Here is a 23817-nt window from a genome sequence, read left to right as displayed (position 1 = left end):
ATTAGTCCTCTACGTTCAAGCCCATTGAGCGAGCAGAACCCGCGATAGTGCGTACCGCTGCATCTAGGTCAGCTGCAGTAAGGTCTGGCTCTTTAGTTTTAGCAATCTCTTCCAACTGAGCGCGAGTAACTTTACCCACTTTTTCAGTGTTAGGACGGCCAGAACCACTCTTGATGCCCGCTGCTTTCTTAAGCAGGTAAGACGCAGGAGGAGTCTTAGTTTCGAATGTGAAAGAGCGATCTTCGTATACAGTAATTTCTACTGGTACTGGAGCGCCTTTCTCAAGGCTTTCTGTTTTCGCGTTGAAAGCCTTACAGAATTCCATGATGTTTACACCGTGTTGACCTAGTGCAGGACCAACTGGTGGACTTGGGTTAGCAGCACCTGCTGCAACCTGAAGCTTGATAATACCGCTTACTTTTTTAGCCATTTTACATGCTCTCTTGTTTGGGTCTAACGCCTCGCAAATACAGAGATTATTTGCTCAATCGGCTTCCCGTTTCCGTTTAAAAGGGCGCGCATTATATAAGGTGATTAATTACTATGCAAGGGCTATTTAGAATAAAAAAACCATCGAAAGGTCAGTATTTTTCATAGGCAAAGTGAATCAGAGTTAAGTTGGCTTTACGCACACTGTGTGAAGCCCATCATTTATTTTGAAAGGATAATCAAACAATGGAAAAACCTACAGAATTAAACAATCATGAGATCTCAAATGTTTCTGGTGCACTTTGGGCCAATGCTTTAGGCGCTATAGCCGGAGGCATAGGTGGTTTCTACGGGGCAATTATTGATGGCGGGCGTAACGCATCGTTCAGTACCATCGCTACAGGAACACTTGCCGGAATGGGTGCAGGCGCTTTAAGCCCGGTTAAAGGTTTCAGCTCTCTCGCAACATCCGTAGGTGGTGGGTTAGTTTCGGGCGCTATAGCAAATTTGGCGTCGGATCTAGAGGGTTTAGAAACAACAGATGAGTGAAGGTCAAATTTAAAATGGTAGATATCGGAACGGTGTTCATTTGGGTCATGGTAATTTGTGGAATGAACCTAATCTTAAAACGTGCGCTGGGTGTCAGATTTTGGGACTCTTTTACAAAGAGCGATAAAGTCTCTGAAAAAACCGCAACAATATTGCAGTTTATGTTTATGTTTCTTTCGCTTATTAGCTGTTATTTCTGGCTTATTTAGGTCAAGAGGATGCTACGTTGTAGTAACATGCAAATTTTTATAAATATTCACCGCTCTCCTTTTATCGTTATCTGGATACAAAAAAGCCCCGTCAAACGGGGCTTTTTAAAAATACTATACGGTAGCTTGAATAGGCTTAGCCTTTTTCTACCTGACCAAATTCTAGGTCTACTGGAGTAGAACGACCGAAGATAAGCACCGATACTTTTACGCGGCTCTTTTCGTAGTCTACTTCTTCTACCACACCGTTGAAGTCTGCAAATGGGCCATCGATAACGCGAATAACTTCGCCTGGCTCGAACAGCGTCTTTGGTCTTGGCTTATCAACGTTTTCTTCAAGACGATTTAAGATAGCGTCAGCTTCTTTCTGCGTGATTGGCATAGGACGGTCAGATGTGCCGCCGATAAAACCAAGTACACGAGGTACGCTTTTCACTAAGTGCCATGACTCTTCAGTCATCGCCATTTCTACCAGTACATAACCTGGGTAGAACTTACGCTCAGACTTACGCTTTTGACCAGCACGCATTTCTACTACTTCTTCTGTTGGTACTAGTACCTGACCAAAGTAGTCTTCCATGTTGTGCATTTTGATGTATTCAAGCAGGGTCTTCTTAACGCGAGACTCATATTGTGAATAGGCTTGAACTACGTACCATCTTTTCTTTACTGCTTCTTCTTCAGACATACGGTTATGCTCCTATTCCTGTAATAAAGCCAACTACACGAACGATGATGCCGTCTAGTCCCCATAAAATTAGTGCCATAATTAACGTCGCTGCAAGCACGATAAGTGTAGTTTGGTTCGCCTCTTGGCGAGTTGGCCACACAACCTTGCGAACTTCTGTGCGAGACTCTTTAGCAAAGCTCAAGAAGGTGCTACCTTTTTCGGTAGTTGCCGCGATGAAACCAGCTATACCAACAACTACAACAATTGCGATGGCACGGTATAGTACCGAGATCTCACCGTACATTGTATTAGCGGTTACTAAACCGGCAAGTAGTGCAAAAACCACTACCCATTTAAACATGTCCAATGCATTGGACTGATTTTCCGTCTTTTCGCTCATGTTACGATCCTAGCACTACAGCGTCGTTGTTTTACGCATCTAAAAAATGCGCAACTTAAAAATTCTTAGTTTAAGTAAATTTGGCAGGGGTGGAGGGACTCGAACCCCCAACCATCGGTTTTGGAGACCGCTGTTCTACCAATTCGAACTACACCCCTGTGGTGTCGATAAGACAAAATTTACTTACACTGCCCTTGTGAGTTGTGCGTCTTTTCTAAGGAAAGTGCGGTATCGCAAGGGAGGGACGCGTATTATACTTAACCACTTTCAAGATACAAGCGGTTTATCCATCCCATCTGCGATTGAACGCTAATTCGCGCCTTGCCTATTCAACGCCTATAAATCCGCCCGTTTGGTGCGCCCAAAGCTTGGCATATATGCCATTGTGCGCAATAAGCTCGGTATGGGTTCCCTGCTCTACAATGTTGCCCTTATCCAGAACAAGTAACCTGTCCATTTGCGCAATGGTCGACAGTCGATGCGCAATAGCCAGCACAGTTTTGCCTTCCATCACTTTATCCAGACAGGCTTGAATTGCCGCTTCAACTTCTGAATCTAGCGCTGATGTGGCTTCGTCCAGCACTAGTACAGGCGCGTCTTTTAGCAATACGCGAGCTATGGCAATGCGCTGGCGCTGACCGCCTGAAAGCTTAACGCCTCGCTCACCTACATGCGCGTCGTACCCTGTTCTACCGTGACTATCGGTAAGCGTAAGAATAAAGTCGTGCGCTTCGGCCTGTTTGGCTGCACGGATCATATCTTCTTCTGTCGCATCCGTGCGTCCGTAAAGAATGTTATCGCGTACCGAGCGATGCATCAGAGAGGTATCTTGAGTCACCATGCTGATTTTAGCACGAAGCGTCTCTTGGCCTACTTCAGTAATATCTTGGCCGTCAATAACAATACGACCACTCTGGGTGTCGTAAAAACGCATGAGCAAATTAACCAGCGTCGATTTACCCGCCCCAGAACGCCCCACTAAGCCCACTTTTTCTCCGGGCTTAATGCTTAAATCCAAGTTAGTAAACACATCAATAGGTTTGTTGTCTGCACCTGAATAGGAAAAATGCACATTATCGAAATTAATCCCGCCGCCATTTACCTTTAACGCGTCGGCTTTTGGCTTGTCTTTTACTGCAATAGGCTGCGCTAGTGTATTCATGCCGTCCTGCACCGTGCCTAAGTTTTCGAACAAACCTGATACTTCCCACATAACCCAGTGCGACATACCGTTTAGTCGCAAACACAGACTAATAGCGATGGCGATATCGCCCGGGCTCGCAATGTTCTCCATCCACAAATACACAGATAACGCACCAACGGTGAAAATAAGAATGGCGTTAGCCATTTCCACGCAGAATTCCAACACGGTGACCAAACGCATTTGCGGGTAAACCGTTTTAAGAAAACCATCCATGCTTTCTTTAGCGTAATCCGCTTCGCGGCGACTGTGTGAAAACAGCTTCACCGTTGTGATATTGGTATAGCTATCGACAATACGTCCGGTCATTAATGAGCGCGCGTCAGCTTGCTTTTGCGAGACTTCTTTTAGTTTAGGCACCAGCACTTTTAAAATGCCAATGTACACAAAGAACCACACGATAAGCGGCATGGCTAAGCGCCAGTCTGTGCTGAAAATAAGCACAACCATAGAGATAAAATAAACGCTGATGTACACCAGCAAATCGAGGACCTTGGTTACAGTCTCTCTTACCGATAGTGCAGTCTGCATCACCTTGGTGGCCACACGGCCGGCAAACTCATCGTGAAAGAAGGTTAAACTTTGTCCAAGCAAATAGCGGTGCGCTTGCCATCTAATGCGCATGGGGTAGTTCCCCATCAAGGACTGACGAGAAAATAGCGAGCGCAACAAAATAAACAATGGAATAAAAACGAGAACGGTTAAACCCATGCCAATGAGGGTAAATTTTTGGTCCGCTAAAAACGTGGCTCGGTTTTGATCAGAGAACCAGTCAACTAACTGCCCTAAAAAGCCGAAAAGCGCCACTTCTAACATGGCAACAATGGCACTTAGCACGGAAACAGTAAGGATTACGCCCCACATGCCTTTTGTGTAGTATTTACAAAATGCAACGATACCTGTTGGCGGTTGGGTAGGCGGCGTGTCAGGGAAAGGCTGGGTCAGCTTTTCAAAAAATGAAAACATGTAGAACTCGTTAGTTATTCAGTGACAGAGCACGTTTACGTATGCCCCAAAATGCTTAGGTCACAATTCTACACGATAACTGAAAGTGTGTTGAACTTTGCGGTGCTTTTTTACCGCAAAGCTCGTTTAACATTAATTAATATTTGGCACAGGCTGATACTTGGCGAAAATTATTATTTGGAGAAGCGCTTACATAAAACAACTCAATAATAAGCTAATTTCCTGTCATCCTTCACTCTGCAAAGCCCAATTTAGCGAGTATGCTTTCCACTTTTTCAGCGTGCTCAGCCTGCCACTGTTCAAGTGACATGGAGCCATCTTTCTGGGCTCGCTTTTGGGCAATGTCATAGGCTGCTAGCGCCTCATCTTTTGGAATTACAGCAATGCCCTCTTCGTCTGCAACAATGATATCTCCGGCGTGAACCGTTACACCAGCACAGGTAATCGGCTCATTTAACGGCGATATGCACTTTTTGGCGCCTGGCTTGGGTATAACGCCCCTGGCAAATACCGGAAATTTGTTGTCACGGGTTTCTGCAAGATCTCGTATAACACCATCAATCACGAAACCTTTTATGCCGCGAGACTGGGCTATCGCGCAGACGTTACCGCCCGCAACAGCGAATTTATCATCGGCTTCCACAACAATAATATCACCGGGGCTTGCGCGATATATCGCCGCATGCAGCATAAGATGGTCACCCGGCTCACACTTAACGGTAAATGCTGGACCCGCAATGCGTGGCATGCCTTCCCACAACGGTTTTATCGCATAGTGCATGAACTGCTCTCTTGGCAGCGCATCGGCGTACTCACAGGGTGATACGCTATCGAAAGGGGTGTTATGTAAGTCCATCGCCGTTCCTTGAATGTTTTAGTGTGTGAGAAAAAACACTATAGCGAAATTAGCCCTACAAGTTGTTACAAGCTGTGTATTTTCACTATAAACACTTTTTCTATCCCCCCCGCCATGCTAAAAATTAGTAAAAAGCGTGCACGCAATACGCCACACCATTCTTTAGAAGGGATGCACAGGTTTCGCAACGCACTAAAACAATAAGCGGCAAGCCCAAATGTTGCCCAATAAAATGAAAAGGAAAACTCGACATGTTACGTAGCGTTTTAAGCTTAAGCGTGGCACTGGCCCTCACGGCTTGTAGCCCACAAAATTCATCCACAGAACAACAGACACAGAGCGCGGCTACCGAAGAAGCTCAGCAACAGCTTTCTTCAGGTGTCATTAAAGAAAATATGGATCTGTCTGTTGACCCGGGTGATGACTTTTTCCGCTACGTAAACGGCAAGTGGTTTGATAATTTTGAAATACCGGCAGATAAATCGAGCTACGGTTCTTTCGTGATCCTTCGCGATGAAGCACAAGATCACGTTATGGATATTATAAAATCGTCTGCCGAAGGCGACTTTAAAGCGGGCAGCGACGAGCAAAAAGTCGGTGATTTTTACCGTGCCTATATGGACATGGAGACCCGCAATGAGCTTGGTATGACGCCACTAAAACCTGAGTTAACTAAGATTGATGCCATTGAAGACTATACCTACCTTGCTGAGTACTTTGCTTATGCGGCTCGCTATGGCTACGGGACACCGTTTAGCCTAACCCAGTACCCTGACCTTAAGTCGCCGAAAGAATATTTGATGTACACGTGGCAGTCGGGCTTAGGCCTTCCTGAGCGCGAGTACTACTTCAAGGACGACGAAACATCACAAACCATTCGCGATGCCTACGTTAAACATATTCAAACCATGTTTGAGCTGGCGGGTTTCGACGCGCCTAAAGAAAGTGCGGATATGCTGTTCGCACTTGAGACTAAAATTGCTCAGCTACACATGAAAAAAGAGCAGGCCCGTAACTTTGCTGCCAACTATAACAAACTGACAATTGAAGAACTTAAAGCGTTAATGCCTAAGTTCGACTGGGACGCTTATCTTACTGAAGCAGACATTAGCGACATTCCTTCGCTAGGCATCCTGCAAAAAGACTACATGCAAAACATTGATGGCGTTATTGCAGATACCTCACTGAAAGATTGGAAAACGTTCCTTAAGTGGGGCTTGCTAAATGCTTCAGCCAGTCGCTTAAATGCTGAGCTTGATGAAGCAAACTTCAATTTCTACAGCAAAGTGCTTCGCGGTGTTGAAGAGCAACAGCCACAATGGCGTCGTGCAGTAAGCCTTTCAAATGCCCATGTAGGCGAGCTAATCGGTAAGGTCTATGTAAAACAGCACTTCCCGCCTGAAGCGAAAGACCGCATGATGGAAATGGTCAATAACCTGCTGTTAGCTTACAAAGAAAGTATCGAAAATCTTGATTGGATGACAGATGAAACTCGTGCACAAGCACTAGACAAGCTGTCTAAGTTTACCGTGAAAATTGGCTACCCAGACCAGTGGAGAGACTATTCAGCGCTGACAGTTAATGCCAGTGACCTGTTTGGAAACCTTAAGCGTTCTTCGGACGTGCTGTACGAAGAAATGCTTAAGAAACAAGGCGGCCCAGTGTGGACCCATGAATGGGGCATGACACCACAAACTGTTAATGCTTACTACAACCCCCCGCTAAACGAAATTGTATTCCCTGCGGCTATCCTTCAACCTCCGTTCTTTGACATGAACGCCGAAGATGCGGTTAACTACGGTGGTATTGGTGCGGTAATAGGTCACGAAATTGGCCATGGTTTTGATGATTCAGGGTCAACCTTCGACGGGGATGGCGTTCTGCGAAACTGGTGGACTGACGAAGATCGCGGCGAGTTTGAAGCACGCACTGCAAACTTGATTGAACAGTATAACCAGTTTGAGGTTCTGCCTGACTTGCACGTGAACGGTGAATATACCCTAGGTGAAAACATCGGCGACCTTGGCGGCATCAGCATCGCACTTAAAGCTTACCATCTGTCTCTTGATGGTGAAAAAGCACCTGAACTAGATGGTTTCACTGGCGATCAGCGTGTATTCATTGGTTACGGTCAGGTTTGGGCAAGCAAATATCGCGAAGAAGCGTTGCGCAGCCAAGTACAAACCGATACCCATTCACCTACGAAGTTCCGCACTAACGGTGCTGTTCGCAACGTACCTGAATTCTACGAAGCGTTTAACGTGACCGAAGAAGATGCGTTGTATTTACCACCAGAAGAACGCGTGAAAATTTGGTAATTCGCGTACTCTAAACACAGTACATAGAAAGTAGCGTACATAAAATACAATAGCTAAAGCCCCATGTTTGCTTCACCAAACTGGGGCTTTTTTTGTCGTTCTGAAGTGTATGACTGAGCAGGTTCAAAAAGGCTAAATATGAATGTAAGAACAACTATTGTCTTTAGCAGCTTAGCGTTGATTTACCTGGCGACGCTGCCGCTTACCCCCTACGTGGCGCAATTCTTACCCAAAGCCCTGCCTATTGTGGTACTGGCAGTTTTCGCCTATACAAAACTTAGCGCCATGCCGCGATATATGGTGTTGGCGGCGTTACTTTTTAGTCTTGCCGGAGATGTTAGTCTGGCCTTGCCCTTTGCTGATAGTTTTATTACCGGCTTGGCGTGCTTTTTTGTTGCCCATTTAACGTATGCTATGTGTTTTGCGTTGCTGCATCGCCGCCTACAAGAAACGCCCGGCGACCATATCATTTCACGCAAACCAAAGTGGTTCATTAGTATTATTATGATTAGCTTTGCCGTAATGATGGCAGTGCACATTCTGCCAGCGTCGAAAGCCTTATTTTACCCTGTAGTCGCCTATATTAGCGTAATCACACTGATGGGTTTAACCGCAGGGTGGTTGGCTCAAACCAAGCTAATCGTAACCGGTGCGTTATTTTTTGTGATATCAGATGCCATTCTCGCCCAGTCAGTTTTCAAAACCCCGTTTCCACTGTCTACCATTTGGGTAATGACAACTTACTATGGTGCCCAATATTGCTTAACCATGGGGCTGGTTGATGGTTTTTTGAGAAAAGAGAATAGGCAGGAAGAGATTGGTCAGACCTAGTTAGACAACGACGTTAAAACGTCTATCGCCAAGTCGGCTTTTTCAGCTGGCACGAAAATATGGTCGTGATAATAAGCGGCCACCACGTTGGCGCTAATTCCTGCCTTACCCAGCGCGGTGGACATAGCTGCAGTCATGCCTACCGCTTCCAAACTAGAATGCACTTCACAGGTTATACAGCGGTAATAACCTTCAAATTGCAGATTAGCTTTCTCGGCTGCGGCAACCGGAAGAATAAGGGTGGTGCCCTCGCGTTCTTGAAACATCCCCTTAGCTACTGAAATTAACGCACTAGTTAATCTGTCAGCAGGCAAGGTAGTAAAAACGTAATTTTCACTACTCGCCACAGGATTCAGATTTTTCAGTAACACGCTCAAGTCAGTTTCAGCGACCACACTCACCTTCCATTGAATAACGTCAGTACTTAGATCTAAGAGCGCATATTAAAGCTTTCGGGCTCTAATACGCTTTCCTTTAATCTTACCTTCTCTAAAGTGCGCCATGGCTTTTTTCACGCTTCGCGTTTTCACTGCGACAAAACTCATGCTGTTCTGAACTTTAATTTTGCCCAAGTCGTCGCCAGGAATGCCCGCATCTTTGGTAAGTGCACCCACCAGATCGCCTGGGCGAAGCTTTTCTTTTTTACCCGCGCTTAGTGAAATACAGGTAAATTCAGGCTGAGTAATTTTGTTTTTATGAAAACGCAGGCTTTGTGCGCTTTTAAGTGGAATATCGCTTTCTTGCAATACTTCTATTTTTCGCAAGAAGTGCTCTTCGTCATCGCTGACTAGCGTTACCGCCATGCCCTGTGCGCCTGCTCGCGCCGTGCGACCAATGCGGTGAATATGGGTTTCCGGCTCTTCACTTACCGTATAATTAATTACGCAGGCAACATCATCAATATCCAGCCCTCGCGCAGCAACATCGGTGGCAACAAGTACTTGTAGCGCATCGCTGGCGAACTGCATTAGCACCGATGTGCGTTGATGCTGTTCCAAGTCCCCCTGAAGTCCAGCTGCGCTAAAGCCATCTTCGATAAGCTCCTCAACCACTTCATTTACCTGAACCTTGCGGTTACAAAATACAATGGCATTTTTAGGTTGGTAGTGGGTAAGTACCGCTTTAAGCGCCTGAGTGCGTGTGTGCGGGAGCACGTTGTAGCCCAATTGGGTGATAGCGGGTTTACTGTCTTGAGACTCAACTTTACAGGTTACCGGGTTGTGCAGGTACTGCTTGGCTACACGCTCAATTTGTTCCGTAAAGGTTGCAGAAAACAATAGGGTTTGCACTTGTTTTGGCGTTTGACCGAAAATAATGCGTAAATCGTCTTCAAAGCCCATATCTAACATGCGATCGGCTTCATCGAGGACACGCAACTTTACGTTACTTAGGTCAATTCGACGCTTTTCCACATGGTCCATTACGCGACCCGGCGTGCCCACAATGATGTGCGGGCTATGTTTCAGTGACTGAATCTGCGGCCCCATAGGCTGGCCACCACATAACGTGGTCACTTTAATATTACCGATGTTCTTAGCCGCCGAACGGCACTGCTGAGCCACTTGATCAGCAAGCTCTCGGGTAGGACAAAGTATGATGGCCTGCGTGGTAAAATCATTCACTTCTACGTGCTGTAAGGCAGGAATTACAAAGCACAGAGTCTTGCCGCTGCCCGTCTGCGCTTGGCCTATCACATCTTTCCCCTGCAGCGCCTCAGGGAGCGATTGTGCCTGTATAGGGGAAAGTTGGTAAATGCCTTGTGAGTCTAGCGCCTTGGTGATGGCAGGGTTTATATCTAAATGCTTAACTGTTTCAACTGTCATTAATTTGGGTTCCAAAGGTGCACTACACCATGTTCGGTATGATGAGCTATGCCGTATTCTTGGGACACCATGTCACTCCAGGAAGAAAGCTGCTCATTAAACTTGTCACTCATTTTCACACCGGCCGCCGCTAACTTGAGCTTCTCTAAAACCAAAACACAGGTGTCTTTCTTTGACAGTGCTAGGTAGGCCGTTGAAATGTCGTACTTACTCGATAGGGTTATTGTCTCACATTTAAATTGTTTTGGGTTACATCCAAAGTCAATTGCCCCCCTGAGAACCGAAAATAGTATCAATTTCGTTGTTGATCAGTGCATCCACTAATGCCTGCCACGAATCATAGGCTTTTACTTTGAAGCCATGCTCTATTGCAACGTTATAGCGATAGTCTTCCAATAAGGTACCAACCCTAAAGTTCTTTGGTACGTTGGCAAAGGATTCAAAATAGGGCTTATCGATGCCGTACAGTCCATGAAGGTTTCTTGATACCGGCGTTACCCAGTGAAACACGCTTTCTCTTTCACTCGTGCGAATTACTGAGAATACCAATACATTAGACTTGGTCATTGCTTCCTTTGCAATACGTTCCCATGGCGCGGAAAGGATATTCTGCTTTAGCGTCATCTCATCTAATATGTCTCTGACCATGTCTGCAGCAATACCTTTAAGCTTTCCTCGCTCTCCCACCTCTGAAAAAAGTGGCACAATGTCGGCGATGACCCAAAAATTGTCGGTATTAGCATGCAGCTCACCTGCTAAGCTTAGTGTTCCAAAAGTAAGTATTTTGGCCGGGAAAGATGCTTTCAGTTCATCCCGTATAGCGCTAGCAAGCAATGTGAAGTTGTCTGAACCTTTGTATTGAGCAATCAGTTCGCTCAACCGCTCTGCAAAATCGGCAGAACCTTCACTTTTGCTCAGTGCGATATAGCTCACTGCTATTGTCGTTGCTTGACTGCCCGCATTCGGCGTACATCGAACATTATTTCCACATTCAAAGGCAAATAGCGGCGTGATCCAAAAATAACTATCTTCGTTATTTTCATCTCTGATCAAATTGATAAGGACGTCAGCTTTATTCGATATGGTGTCAGTAGCAGGCGTTAAATCAATGCCATTTTTTGATAAGGCATTTTTAAACACTGTGAGTGAGTAAGATTGAATACTCTGCTTCTCAGAGGGAGATAGGGTACTTGGTAAATCGGGGGCGAGAGAGTAAGAGAGTGCTTGTGCCCAAGTGGATGAACTCCACAGGGCACATAAACAGACAATAACAACAAAAACTACGCTTGAAATGCCTTTTCTAATTTCCACTGCAACGTTTGCCCCGCATAAAATGGAACCATATCGGTGCCATCAGCTAGGGTTACTTGTTCTGGCACCGTCCACGACTCTTTCACTAATGTCATTGTAGTCGTATTTCGTGGTAAACCATAAAAATCTGCACCGTAATGGCTAGCAAATCCTTCAAGCTTATCTATTGCGCCTAGCTGCTCGAACACTTCGGCATAAAGCTCAATTGCAGACCATGCGCTATAACAACCCGCGCAGCCGCAAGCATTTTCTTTTTTATGTTTTGCATGAGGTGCCGAGTCGGTACCTAGGAAGAATTTTTTGTTGCCGCTTGCCACCATATCGCGCAACGCTTTCTGATGCGTGTTGCGTTTTAGCACTGGTAAGCAATAGTTATGAGGGCGTACGCCGCCAACCAGTAAATCGTTGCGGTTTAACAATAAGTGCTGAGGGGTAATGGTGGCTCCAACAAATTCGCTGGCGCCCGCTACGAAGCTTGCGGCATCTGCTGTCGTAATATGCTCAAACACCACTTTCAGCTTAGGGAATGCGTCAACGATAGGCCCTAAATGGGTATCAATGAACACTTTTTCACGGTCAAAAATATCAATGTGATGTTCGGTCACCTCACCATGAATTAGCAACAATAAGCCTTGCTCTTGCATGGCTTGAAATACAGGGTATAAAGCCTGAATGCCTTTTACAGCCGCATCTGAGTTAGTAGTGGCCCCTGCAGGATATAGCTTACACGCAGTTACGCCCGCTTGTTTTGCATCGATAATGTCTTGAGGTGTAGTTTGATTAGTAAGGAATAAGGTCATTAATGGCTCAAAGCTACTGCCTTTAGGTCGCGCAGCCTCAATTCGCCCTTTGTACGCCATGGCCATTTCAGCATTAACCACCGGTGGTACAAGGTTTGGCATAACAATAGCGCGCTGGAAACAACGTGCGGTTGCAGGCACTGTTTCAGCTAGCATTTCGTTATCGCGAAAGTGAAGGTGCCAATCGTCTGGCGTAGTAATGGTGAGCGTTTGCATGCCTTGTCTCTCTTAGTACTTATTCAAACAGAGGGGAAGATGCGCGCAATAATAGCACAATTCCCATTTTGCGCGCAGAACAACTCGCTCGAAAGTGGCTATGAATTCTCTTCGCCGTGCTCTACCCAAATAAGCTTGCTAACGTCGTACCCAGCCGATGTCGCTTTTTCTAGTAAACGGGTGCGGACTTCATATGAAATAGAAGGTGTTCGCGCTAAAATCCAAAGGTAGTCTTTATCTGGGCCTGTTATCAAAGCATATTGATAACCTTCTTTATCTAGCTCCATAATTACATAGCTAGCGTAAAATGGGCCAAAGAACGATACTTTCAGATGCCCTGTCGTTTCAGACTCTACAAAATACGCTTTGCCCTCGGCTTCATCCCATGCATTTTCTTCTACTGAAAAACCGCGATTAATTACCTTAACCCCTCCGTCATCGCGCATGCTATAGGTTGCCGTAACTTCGCTTAATCCTTCTTCGAAGCTATGGTCAAAGCGCGCTATTTCATACCACTTCCCTAAATAACGAGGAAGCTCAAAACCTTCAACCGGCACTACCTTGTCAGGTACGCCAGTACAGCCAGACAAGCCCACACACACCATACCCGCCATAATCATTGAAACTAACTGCTTAAACATATGCCCTCTTTTCCTTGAACTCAGCTTTTAAAAAGCCCACTGATTAATTTACATACACGCCTACATCGCAAAAATGATCTTTATCGGCGCAGCAACACCATAAACCTTCAAGCTAGGCTAACGGTCGACAGTAAAAATACGCTCGCCTAATCAGACTTTTCTTATCGCTTGGACCATATTACAGTGCTGTTAAAACAAGCCTTGAGCTAATACAGGCCCTGCCCACTCGATATTCTCAAACAGGGAGAAAATGACATGAATGCACACTTTCCACACGCAAGCCGCTTAATATATGGATGCATGGGCTTAGGTGGCGGTTGGAACGACAAACCGGCAACCAAAGCCGATATAAGCCAAGCAAGAAGCATCATCGATACTGTGCTGAGTTTAGATATTAATGTGTTTGATCATGCTGATATTTATACGTTCGGCAAAGCCGAAACGGTTTTTGGTGAAGCGCTCAAGCAAGCGCCCGAATTAAAAGACAAAATGATTATCCAATCTAAATGTGCAATACGATTTGAGGATGATTTAGGACCAAAGCGTTACGACTTTTCAGCAAATCACATTCACACGTCGGTTGAAGGCATTCTCTCTAGATTAGGAATAGAACAGCTTGATATACTGCTGCTGCATCGTCCAGATCCACTTATGGAGCTAGACGAAGTCGCCGGTACACTGAAGCTGCTTCAGCAGCAAGGTAAAATAAAGCATGTTGGCGTTTCAAACATGCATGGTCACCAAATTAATTACCTGCAGTCTGCACTTTCCACACCTATTATTGCCAACCAACTTGAAATGAGCCTTGGCTTTAGAGACTGGTTAGAAGACGGTATTACTACCAACAGTGCTGCTAATCGCGATACAGGTTATGCGCCCGGCACACTTGAATACTGCATGATGAACAACGTGCAACTTCAGGCATGGGGAAGCTTGGCACAAGGTAGATACACAGGTGCAAAAGTTGAAAATAGTAATGACCGTGCAACAGCAGACTTAGTGGCTCAACTTGCAGGTGAATATCAAACTACACCTGAAGCGATTGTTTTGGCCTGGTTGATGCGACATCCTGCCAACATTGCGCCCGTTTTGGGCAGTACCAATATTGACAGAATTAAAGCAAGCCATAAGGCTGAAGATGTTCATTTAAGTCGAGAGCACTGGTACAAGTTATTTGAGGCTGCTCGCGGTCAAGAGATGCCGTAAGCATAAATATTAAGGAAATTAAGATGCTGAAAGGCTTTCACCACGTTGCTATCATTTGTAGTGACTACCCTCGCTCAAAGACGTTTTACACGGACGTGTTGGGCTTCTCGATTATTGATGAAAACTACCGTGAAGCCAGAGACTCTTACAAATGTGACCTCGCGTTACCTGATGGCAGTCAGATTGAGCTTTTTTCGTTTCCGGGGGCACCGAAAAGACCGTCGCGCCCAGAAGCGCAAGGACTTAGGCACTTAGCGTTCAAGGTGGACAACCTTGATGAAATGATTAACCACCTAACGAATAAGCGAGTTGAATGCGAGCCAGTGAGAACCGATGAATACACCGGCAAACGCTTTACATTTTTCCAAGATCCTGACGGTTTACCCCTAGAGCTATACGAAATCTAAAAATCGCGAAGCCGTGATAGAAGAATGCCGAATAAGGGTTCTCTTATTCGGCATTTTTATCAATAGCGATACAAACTATTATTGGTCGAGCATCCTGACTTCCCGCTGCGGGAACGGTATTTCAATATCATGCTGCTGAAGGGCATTAAAAATAGCTTGGTTTAGTGCATAGCGCACTTCGAAATGCCTTACAGCTGGCGCCCAAACCCGAATACCAAAGTTAATACTGCTGTCGCCAAAATTATCTACACCAATGGCGGGTGACTTTTCTTCGCTGACTCCATCTACCGTTTCAACAGCCTTGCGAATCACATCGATTACCTCATCGACCTTACTGGAATAGGCAACGCCAATTTCAAGTTCAATCAACATGTTCTCTGCAGAATTATGCAAGATTTCACCGACTATCAGTTTGTTGGGTATTTGGATGTGAACATTGTCTTCGTCAATAAGAATGGTATAGGGCAACATGACTTGATCGACCACCCCTGCAACACCACGCACGCGGATAGTGTCGCCAACAACGAAAGGACGAGTAATAATTATGGTAAAGCCAGCGGCATAATTGGCCAACATACCTTGAATAGCTAAACCTGCACCTAAACCTACAGCACCTACGGCGGCTATAAGTGGGGTTACGCTAATGCCCACATTACCTAATGCTATAATTATTACGATACCCAATACCACTAGCTTGCTGGCACCGCCGGTAAAGCGGCTCAGCGTAATATCGATATTTCTGCTGACCATCAGGTTTTCAACCATGTGGCCTATTTTATTGGCCACCCACCAGCCAAGCAGAAAAATAATGATGGCGCCTACAATTTGGAAACTGTAGGTCACTGCAAATTCTACAAGAGTGTCGTAAAGGGCTTGCGCTTGTTTTAACTCATCCATGGAACGTGATTAGACTAGAAACTGATAGGAATAACCGAAGCTTAAACAACAACGTGAGGAAAAACCAGTGCCGAGAGCAAGCCCGGCACGTTACGGTTTTAAGGAATAAAGAGCGAGCATTGCGTTTAGTTGGCGTATTCGCTTGCCTCAATTTCCGCTAAACGTTCTTTGGTAGGGTTCTTAATGTAGTTATACACCAAGCCAACAAAGAGCACGGCAGCAAAACCCGTGGCTACCATAAAGCCATACTTGGCGTCGCCACCGTTGGCGTCGCTCACCAGGCCCATGATGAAAGGCCCTGCAGCCGCACCTGCTGCGGTGAAGAACAAGATTACTCCGGCTACGCTTCCGTGTTGATGTTTTGGGAAACAGCTTATGCCTTTTGAGTTAAAGGTAGGATAAATTACTGACATAAAAATGCCCGTTAGCGGGAATAGAAACAACGCAAGCTGTTTTCCGCCCCACAGACCAAGACCGAAACACAGTACAATAGCACCAGTGAACACCATAAGAACCAATGCCCAGTTGAAGTGAGACATCATCCAGATGCCTACGAAACGCCCTGCAGCACGAAGGATAAAGAATGCCGTTACCGAGTATATTGCAAGGGTCTGAGAGAAGCCTTCAGTATAACAATCATAGGTCGCTTTAAGCGTAGTCGCGTCGCACACTAAATAACTCGGCATCCACACATAAATGGCGCTTTCTGCGGCGACATATAAAAACGCGCCTACTGAAAATCCTAAAGCATAGGGGTTTTTCACTAAACTTAAGCTCTGCGCTATCGATACTTTCTTTTCACCTGAGGCTGTATCGCGAGTGTAAGCGGGGTATTTCACCAGCAAAGCACCGATTATAAGTAGCGTACAAACACCACCAGCGATTACATAAAGCCACTGCCATGCAACGCCTTGATGAATAAGATAAGCGACAATAAGAGGCCCGATAATCGCGCCAACGCCAAAGAAGGCTTCTGCTCCATTCATAGTTGCTGTGTGCTGCTTAGTCGATGTTGAAATATCACCGATGAGCGCCAGCGCACCTGTTTTAAAGATACCCACGGCAACGCCAGATAAGCTCATTAAACTTACAATCAACACAAAGTCGTTAGCAATTAAGAAGCTGTAGCATGCAAGGCCAAACAACGCTAAACCAATGATAATGGTAGGCTTGCGGCCTAACTTATCAGCCAAAAAACCAAGGAATAGGCCCGATAAGGCAATACCTAACATGGGGAGTGAATGCATTAAGCTTGCTTGAGCATTAGTGACAGAGAACGCCACTTTCACTTCTTTGATTATCTCGCCTACCGAGTCTGACGTCATCGCAAACATCATAAACATTAGGTAGGTTAGCCATCTGATAATTCTGCTACTAGGATCATGATTGGGCATAGTCTGTCTCACAAGCACGGTATGAAAGGCCTTGTTCAGCCCTTCTAAACTTCACAAAAACACGTTGATCATTGCACGCATTCAGTAGGTCAAAAATAACGATGTAATAAACTTGATAAATGAGCTTAATCGTTTAAGATAAAAGTTAACAGAATTTAAAAAGCCTGTAAACCTGTTAATTAGGATAGGTTGTATGACGCACTTAAGCGTCGCACTTTGGAGTTTTCTATGAGCTATGCTGCTGACAGTGGAGTATGTTTAGACCGAATCTTGGCATCAACCGATTTATCTGGCCTAAGTAAGAAAGTTGCAACAACTTTTACGCGTCGCTTGAAGGAACATTTTCCTCGTCTTTTTGACAAATATACCTACGTTTATGGGCACCAGTATGACTGCTACTTTCATTTACAAAAACTGGTTGAAATATTAAGAGACGGGTTAAAAAACCGTAAACCAGCCCTCAAAAAGCTTGATAATGAAAGGTTAAAAAACCCGCTTTGGTATCGCGATGAACAGCAAGTCGGCATGGCCTGCTATGTTGACCTGATGGGCCCCACTTTGAATGACTTGCATGACAAAATTCCCTACTTCAAGTCTTTAGGCGTTACCTATGTGCATTTAATGCCTTTATACGATGCGCCCAAAGGGGATAGCGATGGCGGGTATGCTGTGTCGGATTATCGCAAGGTTAATCCAACACTAGGCACAGTGAAAGACCTGGAAAAGCTTGCTTCAGCACTTCAGAAAGAGGGAATAAATCTTGTTCTCGACTTTGTGTTCAATCATACCTCTGACGAGCACACTTGGGCGAAAGCTGCACTGGCTGGTGAGAAGCAGTTTCAAGACTACTACTACCTTTTCGATGACAGAACCATCCCCGATCAGTACGAACATACTTTAAGAGAAATATTTCCCCAGGTAAGAAGAGGTAGCTTTACCTTTAATGAACAGATAGAAAAATGGGTATGGACGACATTTAACAGCTTTCAATGGGATTTAAACTACAGTAATCCTGAGGTGTTTAACGCTATCACGTCTGAAATGTTGTTTCTGGCCAATATAGGTAGCGCTGCACTGCGTTTAGATGCGTTGGCCTTTATTTGGAAAGAGCTTGGTACTAACTGCGAAAATCAGGAAAAGGCCCATGTTCTTATACAAGCGTTCAACTGTTGCTTACAAATTGTAGCGCCTGCCGTGGTCTTTAAGTCAGAAGCCATCGTGCACCCTGACGAAGTACTTAAGTACATCGACAAAGATGAGTGTCAGCTATCCTACAACCCTTTGCTAATGGCACTGCTGTGGAATTCGTTAGCCACGCGTAAAACCCGTTTGCTTACGTGCTCAATGAAAAAGAGCTTCTCTATTTCTGAGAACTGCACATGGGTGAACTACGTGCGATGCCACGACGATATCGGATGGACCTTCGACGACGCGGTAGCCAACGAACTGGGTATTAACGCATTCGATCACCGCCATTTTCTTAATCAATTTTATACCGGTCGTTTTGAAGGAAGTTTTGCCAACGGCGTGCCGTTTGCTGAAAACCCTTCTAACGGCGATTGTCGTGTGTGTGGTTCACTGGCCTCTTTATGTGGGCTAGAAGGCGCGCTTAAATCCAACGATTCAAAAGGCATTGATGACGCTGTGAAACGAATGATGCTGCTTTACGGTATCACCTTTAGCATTGGAGGTATTCCGCTACTTTACTCTAGTGATGAAGTAGGCAAGCTTAATGACTACAGCTATCGATTTGATGACACCAAAAAGCACGACGACAGATGGGTAAACCGAATTGCTGTTACCCGCGCAGATACGGAATTGGCGCTAGGAAACACGTCGCCTGCCAACCCTACAGAGACTGCGAGCCTTCGCGTGCTTAACGGATTGCGCAAAATGATAGAAATTAGAAAACAGAATGCGATTTTCGGGCAGTCTAGCACCCAAATTTTAGATGCCGATAACCATCATTGCTTTGCTTTTCTTCGGGAAAATACACAGGGTCACAAGCTGCTTGTGATATGTAACTTCAGTGAGCACCCTCAGACCATTCAGCGTAGCCTTTTGGCAACACTAAAGGGCGCATCAAGCCGAGATTTGCTAACTGATGAAACGGTCGAAATGAATGGGTCACCACTATTGCTTGAGCCTTTTCAACAAATGTGGCTTCTTACTGATTAGAGCTCGAGCTTTCGTCATATCTTGCTAATTGCTGTTTGAAAAGTGGTTAGCAAGTTATCCGCAGCTTAGTCGCCAAATTAATTATCTTTACTGCCAGTGACTTATCGAATAAGTCATTTTTTCACAGGCACACCAATAAATACCCACTATACTTTTTATAGTGAATAGATAGTTCACGTAGCTTCCGCATAACTTTGGTAGCTTGGCCTGTGTTTGACTGGCTTTCAAACTGATTGACGCGGAAGTAGCACTCTTCTTGTTGTGTGTGGTTTGTTTCTTGCTTCACGCAGAAGTATTACACAGCGGGATTCGACTTATGTCATATGGATATGTTTAACATGGTAACGGATAAAACGATGCAAAGTGATAGTGCTTTGGAATACATGTGCCCGTATTGCGGCGCAATAAATGACTTCCAGTTAGAAACAGTTCGCGACATGTATCACGAACAGCATGAATCTTGTGGGTGCTGCAATAAAGTACTCAGTTTAACGGCGGCCGATGGTATTGGTGGCCGTATCAATTTGATTGTCGATTCACTGGATGCAGAGCTTGTTATCAAATAAAGCGCATTGGAAAGCGTAGCAAAATGTTAGCAAACAAAAAGCCGCTTCATGAGCGGCTTTTAAAGTTCTTAAATAAAGTTCCGAAACAAACAACCATTAACTACCGAAAGAACTCTCGTTTCAATTCATTATCAGTAAGGAAACGGCCGCCGAGCGCAGACGTTTTCGTATATGAATTAGTATCACGGATCCCTCTCGCCTTAACGCAATAGTGCGTGGCGTTAATGCTCACCGCTACGTCTTCAGTATTGGTCAACGTCTGCAACGCAACTAACACTTGTTGAGTTAAACGCTCTTGTACCTGTGGACGTTGAGCAAAGAAACCCACAAGGCGGTTAATCTTTGAAAGGCCGATTACTGTATTTTTTGGAATATAAGAAACGGTTGCCGTGCCATCAATAGTAACAAAGTGGTGTTCGCAAGTGCTGGTCAGGCTTATATCAGATACCTGTACAGGCTGGTCAATCTGCATCTTGTTTTCAATGGCAGTAATCTTAGGAAATTTGCGGTAGTCCAATCCACCGAAGATTTCATTAACATACATTTTAGCGATTCGCGTGGGCGTATCACACAAACTGTCGTCAGTTAGATCAAGGCCAAGCGTGTCCATTACGTCACGCATAGCACTTTCAATTCGTTTGCGCTTTTGCTCATCAGTAAGACCATTAGCCACCATAGGTGTTTCTAAACCTTTGGCTTCTAATGCTTCTCGTACACGTTGTGCTGGCTCTGAAATAGAGGGGTCTAGTGCGTCGCGCACAATTACCGCTTCTTTTGCTAACATTACTTTATCCGTAGTTACTTCTTTTTTGATCTTGTACGAGCATGAGTTCGTTACAGATCGATTACTTGGCAACATGACTTTTATTTAATGTCATTGCTACCGACTGTGCATTTGGCACAGAATAATAAAACCGTTACCTTTTACGAAAGAAGGACATCATCTTGAATTCACCTGTGTTAATTACAGGCGCAAGCCAACGTTTAGGCTTAGCTATGGCCAATAGTTTACTTGACCAGGGCCACCACGTTGTCGTGACTTATCGAACACTTCGTCCAAGTATTTCAATGCTTGAGGATAAAGGTGCTACAGTCTTACAGGCGGATTTTAGCACTGAGGCGGCTATTGATCGAGCAATTGATGAGATTAAGGCAATCAGTAAAACCTATCGAGCGGTGATCCACAACGCGTCAGATTGGGCGCAAGAAAAAGATAACCATGACAAGCATAGCTTGATTGAACGAATGATGTTGGTCCATGCTGTTGCCCCTTACCGCATAAACTTGGCACTTGAAAAGGCTCTTTGTGATTGCGACGTTCAATCTGACATTATTCATATGACTGACTACGTTCAAGAAACAGGCAGCGAGAAACACATGGCTTATGCGGCAAGTAAGGCAGCCCTGCACAACCTGACCCTATCATTTGCTAAGAAGCTAGCACCAAAGGTAAAAGTAAATAGCATTGCCCCAGCTTTGCTTATGTTCAATGAGGGTGATGACGAAGCTTATAAGCAAAAAGCGTTAGAAAAATCACTGTTAGAGACAGTACCGGGGGCGCAAGAGGCCGTGAAAGCCGTGAACTATTTATTTGATAGTGACTACGTGACAGGGCAAACCCTTCATCTTAACGGTGGGCGGCATTTAAGATAAAGACTGCCCCTTTCTTCTGTCATTTCAGTTTTCCTTATGGCTTAAAGTAATCGTCACCGCCAATTAATTTCATCGCCATTTGCCTTGGTCTCATGCTGAGGCATGGCTATAATCCGAACCCTATTTCGTAGCTATTTGGAATTTTACTATGCACGGCAACCGTACTATGGCGCCTGAATGGCATAACATTGATGCTGTTATGTTAGCGTGGCCTCATGCGCAAACCGACTGGGCTCCATGGTTAGAAGACGCGAGAGCGACGTATCTGAACGTGATTGCTGCAGTAAACCGCAACGATGCGGGTGTGATTTTATTATGTGCGCCGAGTGACGTAGACGATCTTAATTCTCGTTTACCAGAGAACGCCCGAGTGCTTATTGTTCCTGCCTCATTTAACGACACATGGATGCGCGACTACGGCTTCATCACTTGTAAAGACAGTGAAGGCAAAGGCTCGCCGGTAGAATTTCGCTTTAACGGTTGGGGCAATAAGTTTAACGCCGCTGAAGATAATCTGGCGAATCAGCGTTATCTCGCCAGCATGTGTAAATCTGTACTTCGCAGCAGCCCAATTGTGGCAGAAGGTGGCGCGCTGGAAATTGATGAAGACGGACACCTATTAAGTACTGCCCAGTGTTTACTTAACCCTGAGCGTAATGGTGATATGTCGCTAAGCGCTTACGAAGATGCATTTAAAGATATGCTAGGCTGCAGCAAAGTTACTATTTTGCAGCATGGTCATTTAGAAGGCGATGATACTGACGGTCACATCGACACATTAGTGCGTTTCACGCCGAACAAAGGCCTAGTGATCCAGGCGTGTAACAACCGTCCTAATGACAGTCACTTTGAAGGGTTGAAAGCGTTGTGCGACGAGTGCGCCCTTGAGCTGCCTGAGCATGAACAGTTTCATCTGCCGCTGCCTAATATTGTAAATGACGAAGGGGATCGCCTGCCGGCATCGTACGCAAATTACTTAATTTGTAACAACGCAATATTATTGCCTGTTTACGGTGAAGAGGAAGACGCAGAAGCCATTGAGACTGTACAAAGAGCACATCCCAATCATATTGTTGAACCAATCGATTGCAGTGTACTCGTAAGACAATACGGCAGCTTGCATTGCATTTCCATGCAGGTTCCCACAAATACATTAAAAGATTCGATTATCACCACCTTAAAGAAAGGAGTGTCATTACATGCGCCCAGCTAAGCTAAAAGTGGGTCTGGTACAACAGGCCGTTGCCGATAACGATAAAGCAACGAACTGGAATAAAAGTGCCGAGCAAATTGCCAAATTAGCCGCTGAAGGATGCGAGTGTATTTTGCTTCAAGAACTACACAGCACCCTGTATTTTTGCCAGCAAGAAGATACTGACGCCTTTGATTTGGCTGAACCAATTCCTGGACCTGCGACAGAATTTTTTGGTGAACTAGCCGAAAAACACAATATCGTGTTGGTGACATCTTTATTTGAAAAGCGCGGTTCAGGTTTGTATCACAACACCGCAGTCGTGTTCGACCGCAGTAAAGAAATTGCGGGCAAATATCGTAAAATGCATATTCCTGATGACCCAGGCTTTTACGAGAAGTTTTACTTCACACCGGGCGATATGGGCTTCACGCCTATTGAAACCAGCGTAGGTAAACTTGGCGTATTGGTGTGTTGGGACCAGTGGTATCCAGAAGCGGCGCGCCTAATGGCGATGGCAGGTGCGGACTTGTTGTTCTACCCTACCGCAATCGGCTGGGATTTAACTGACACAGAAGAAGAACGTACCCGTCAGCATGGTGCATGGGAAACCATTCAGCGCTCTCACGCTGTGGCAAACTCAGTACCGGTTATCGTGGCAAACCGCACTGGATTTGAAGCGTCACCTGTTGAAGGCGACCCAGGCATCCAGTTCTGGGGACAAAGCTTTGTAGCAGGCCCGCAAGGTGAGATTTTGGCCAAAGCCGAAGCTGAAGGTGAAACCACGCTAAGCGTAGAGCTTGATATGGAACGTACCGAACAGGTGAAGCGCATTTGGCCTTACTTCCGCGACCGCCGCATAGACGCCTACGACGAACTAACCAAGCGCTGGCGCGATTAACCCGAATAATGGGGTTAAATAATGGGGTCAGAGTCTGAGGTATCCCCACAAATAAAATAACGATATCAGTGAGATAAAAAAAGATAGGAACATTCATGACGTTTGGTGATCAGATCAATCGCCAAACTTCACTGAGGCCAAACAGCCATGAATGCTCTATCTATTGTGAACAAAGTCGTTACGCTTGTCAGCTACAATATGCA

23 protein-coding genes and 1 tRNA gene are annotated in these 23817 nt (G+C 45.3%); 10 read left to right on the top strand and 14 right to left on the bottom strand.

Going from position 1 to position 23817, the window contains the following annotated elements; genetic code table 11:
• Position 1: 1 nt before the first annotated feature.
• The gene (gene rplK, locus MHM87_RS08955) at positions 2 to 430 is read right to left on the bottom strand and encodes a 50S ribosomal protein L11 (protein ID WP_014951043.1); all 429 of its coding nucleotides are present in this window, start codon (positions 428 to 430) and stop codon (positions 2 to 4) included.
• Positions 431 to 675: 245 nt separating this feature from the next.
• Here rplK and MHM87_RS08950 point away from each other — a divergent pair, with 245 nt between their 5' ends.
• Positions 676 to 978 carry a hypothetical protein gene (locus MHM87_RS08950; protein ID WP_239258701.1) on the top strand — a complete coding sequence of 101 codons (303 nt, stop codon included), beginning with the start codon at positions 676 to 678 and terminating at the stop codon, positions 976 to 978.
• A gap of 345 nt (positions 979 to 1323) precedes the next feature.
• On the opposite strand, the gene nusG is transcribed toward MHM87_RS08950, so the two are convergent.
• The 5 genes from nusG to MHM87_RS08925 form a co-directional block, all read right to left on the bottom strand.
• Positions 1324 to 1875, bottom strand: a complete 552-nt coding sequence (gene nusG / locus MHM87_RS08945) for a transcription termination/antitermination protein NusG (RefSeq protein ID WP_014951044.1) — start codon at positions 1873 to 1875, stop codon at positions 1324 to 1326.
• A 4-nt stretch (positions 1876 to 1879) separates the two neighbouring features.
• Positions 1880 to 2257, bottom strand: a complete 378-nt coding sequence (gene secE, locus MHM87_RS08940; RefSeq protein ID WP_014951045.1) for a preprotein translocase subunit SecE — start codon at positions 2255 to 2257, stop codon at positions 1880 to 1882.
• A gap of 81 nt (positions 2258 to 2338) precedes the next feature.
• Positions 2339 to 2415 (bottom strand) — tRNA-Trp (locus MHM87_RS08935).
• Positions 2416 to 2582: 167 nt separating this feature from the next.
• A complete protein-coding gene (locus MHM87_RS08930) occupies positions 2583 to 4424 on the bottom strand; it encodes an ABC transporter ATP-binding protein (protein WP_239258699.1) in 1842 nt (613 codons plus the stop codon).
• A 232-nt stretch (positions 4425 to 4656) separates the two neighbouring features.
• Positions 4657 to 5280: an RraA family protein gene (locus tag MHM87_RS08925; RefSeq protein WP_239258696.1), complete on the bottom strand. Its 624-nt coding sequence runs from the start codon at positions 5278 to 5280 to the stop codon at positions 4657 to 4659.
• A 251-nt stretch (positions 5281 to 5531) separates the two neighbouring features.
• Here MHM87_RS08925 and MHM87_RS08920 point away from each other — a divergent pair, with 251 nt between their 5' ends.
• Together MHM87_RS08920 and MHM87_RS08915 are read left to right on the top strand one after the other, a co-directional pair.
• A complete protein-coding gene (locus MHM87_RS08920) occupies positions 5532 to 7598 on the top strand; it encodes a M13 family metallopeptidase (RefSeq protein WP_239258693.1) in 2067 nt (688 codons plus the stop codon).
• Between the two features lie 138 nt (positions 7599 to 7736).
• Positions 7737 to 8429 (top strand): lysoplasmalogenase, encoded by a 693-nt coding sequence (locus MHM87_RS08915; RefSeq protein WP_239258691.1) that lies wholly within the window; start codon positions 7737 to 7739, stop codon positions 8427 to 8429.
• Here the strand turns inward: MHM87_RS08915 and MHM87_RS08910 are convergent.
• The 5 genes from MHM87_RS08910 to MHM87_RS08890 form a co-directional block, all read right to left on the bottom strand.
• Positions 8426 to 8824 (bottom strand): ACT domain-containing protein, encoded by a 399-nt coding sequence (locus MHM87_RS08910; RefSeq protein ID WP_039229305.1) that lies wholly within the window; start codon positions 8822 to 8824, stop codon positions 8426 to 8428. The genes MHM87_RS08915 and MHM87_RS08910 overlap by 4 nt on opposite strands.
• A 48-nt stretch (positions 8825 to 8872) precedes the next feature.
• Entirely contained in the window at positions 8873 to 10252 is a 1380-nt protein-coding gene (gene dbpA / locus MHM87_RS08905) for an ATP-dependent RNA helicase DbpA (RefSeq protein ID WP_239258689.1), read from the bottom strand.
• Positions 10253 to 10513: 261 nt separating this feature from the next.
• Positions 10514 to 11563, bottom strand: a complete 1050-nt coding sequence (locus MHM87_RS19985) for a transporter substrate-binding domain-containing protein (protein WP_239258687.1) — start codon at positions 11561 to 11563, stop codon at positions 10514 to 10516.
• Positions 11533 to 12579, bottom strand: a complete 1047-nt coding sequence (gene pyrC / locus MHM87_RS08895; RefSeq protein ID WP_014951053.1) for a dihydroorotase — start codon at positions 12577 to 12579, stop codon at positions 11533 to 11535. The genes MHM87_RS19985 and pyrC overlap by 31 nt, the downstream gene beginning before the upstream one ends.
• A 98-nt stretch (positions 12580 to 12677) precedes the next feature.
• Entirely contained in the window at positions 12678 to 13220 is a 543-nt protein-coding gene (locus MHM87_RS08890; protein WP_239258685.1) for a lipocalin family protein, read from the bottom strand.
• A gap of 255 nt (positions 13221 to 13475) precedes the next feature.
• On the opposite strand from MHM87_RS08890, the gene MHM87_RS08885 reads away from it, so the two are divergent.
• Together MHM87_RS08885 and MHM87_RS08880 are read left to right on the top strand one after the other, a co-directional pair.
• Positions 13476 to 14426, top strand: coding sequence for an aldo/keto reductase (locus tag MHM87_RS08885; protein ID WP_069945098.1), 951 nt, complete (start codon positions 13476 to 13478; stop codon positions 14424 to 14426).
• 23 nt (positions 14427 to 14449) lie between these two features.
• Entirely contained in the window at positions 14450 to 14833 is a 384-nt protein-coding gene (locus MHM87_RS08880) for a VOC family protein (protein ID WP_069945099.1), read from the top strand.
• A 78-nt stretch (positions 14834 to 14911) separates the two neighbouring features.
• Here MHM87_RS08880 and MHM87_RS08875 read toward each other — a convergent pair whose 3' ends face one another.
• Together MHM87_RS08875 and MHM87_RS08870 are read right to left on the bottom strand one after the other, a co-directional pair.
• Complete coding sequence (locus MHM87_RS08875; RefSeq protein WP_014977631.1) at positions 14912 to 15730, bottom strand: mechanosensitive ion channel domain-containing protein; 819 nt, start codon at positions 15728 to 15730, stop codon at positions 14912 to 14914.
• A 125-nt stretch (positions 15731 to 15855) separates the two neighbouring features.
• Positions 15856 to 17073, bottom strand: a complete 1218-nt coding sequence (locus MHM87_RS08870) for an MFS transporter (RefSeq protein ID WP_014980533.1) — start codon at positions 17071 to 17073, stop codon at positions 15856 to 15858.
• A gap of 279 nt (positions 17074 to 17352) precedes the next feature.
• Here MHM87_RS08870 and MHM87_RS08865 point away from each other — a divergent pair, with 279 nt between their 5' ends.
• Both MHM87_RS08865 and MHM87_RS08860 read left to right on the top strand, forming a co-directional pair.
• Complete coding sequence (locus MHM87_RS08865; RefSeq protein WP_239258683.1) at positions 17353 to 19302, top strand: alpha-amylase family glycosyl hydrolase; 1950 nt, start codon at positions 17353 to 17355, stop codon at positions 19300 to 19302.
• Positions 19303 to 19640: 338 nt separating this feature from the next.
• Complete coding sequence (locus tag MHM87_RS08860) at positions 19641 to 19868, top strand: hypothetical protein (RefSeq protein ID WP_230598813.1); 228 nt, start codon at positions 19641 to 19643, stop codon at positions 19866 to 19868.
• Positions 19869 to 19968: 100 nt separating this feature from the next.
• Here MHM87_RS08860 and folE read toward each other — a convergent pair whose 3' ends face one another.
• Positions 19969 to 20652, bottom strand: coding sequence for a GTP cyclohydrolase I FolE (gene folE / locus MHM87_RS08855; RefSeq protein ID WP_239258681.1), 684 nt, complete (start codon positions 20650 to 20652; stop codon positions 19969 to 19971).
• Between the two features lie 161 nt (positions 20653 to 20813).
• On the opposite strand from folE, the gene folM reads away from it, so the two are divergent.
• The 3 genes from folM to MHM87_RS08840 all read left to right on the top strand — a co-directional run bounded on the left by folM (position 20814) and on the right by MHM87_RS08840 (position 23614).
• Entirely contained in the window at positions 20814 to 21521 is a 708-nt protein-coding gene (folM, locus tag MHM87_RS08850) for a dihydromonapterin reductase (RefSeq protein ID WP_239258679.1), read from the top strand.
• A gap of 148 nt (positions 21522 to 21669) precedes the next feature.
• Complete coding sequence (locus MHM87_RS08845; protein ID WP_239258677.1) at positions 21670 to 22734, top strand: agmatine deiminase family protein; 1065 nt, start codon at positions 21670 to 21672, stop codon at positions 22732 to 22734.
• A complete protein-coding gene (locus MHM87_RS08840; RefSeq protein ID WP_239258674.1) occupies positions 22721 to 23614 on the top strand; it encodes a carbon-nitrogen hydrolase in 894 nt (297 codons plus the stop codon). Before MHM87_RS08845 ends, MHM87_RS08840 begins: the two co-directional genes overlap by 14 nt.
• The last annotated feature ends 203 nt before the right edge of the window (positions 23615 to 23817 follow it).

Origin of the sequence: Alteromonas sp. Cnat3-28 (assembly GCF_022348265.1) — a bacterium.
GTDB lineage: Bacteria > Pseudomonadota > Gammaproteobacteria > Enterobacterales > Alteromonadaceae > Alteromonas > Alteromonas macleodii.
This window is presented reverse-complemented; position numbering and strand designations above follow the sequence as displayed.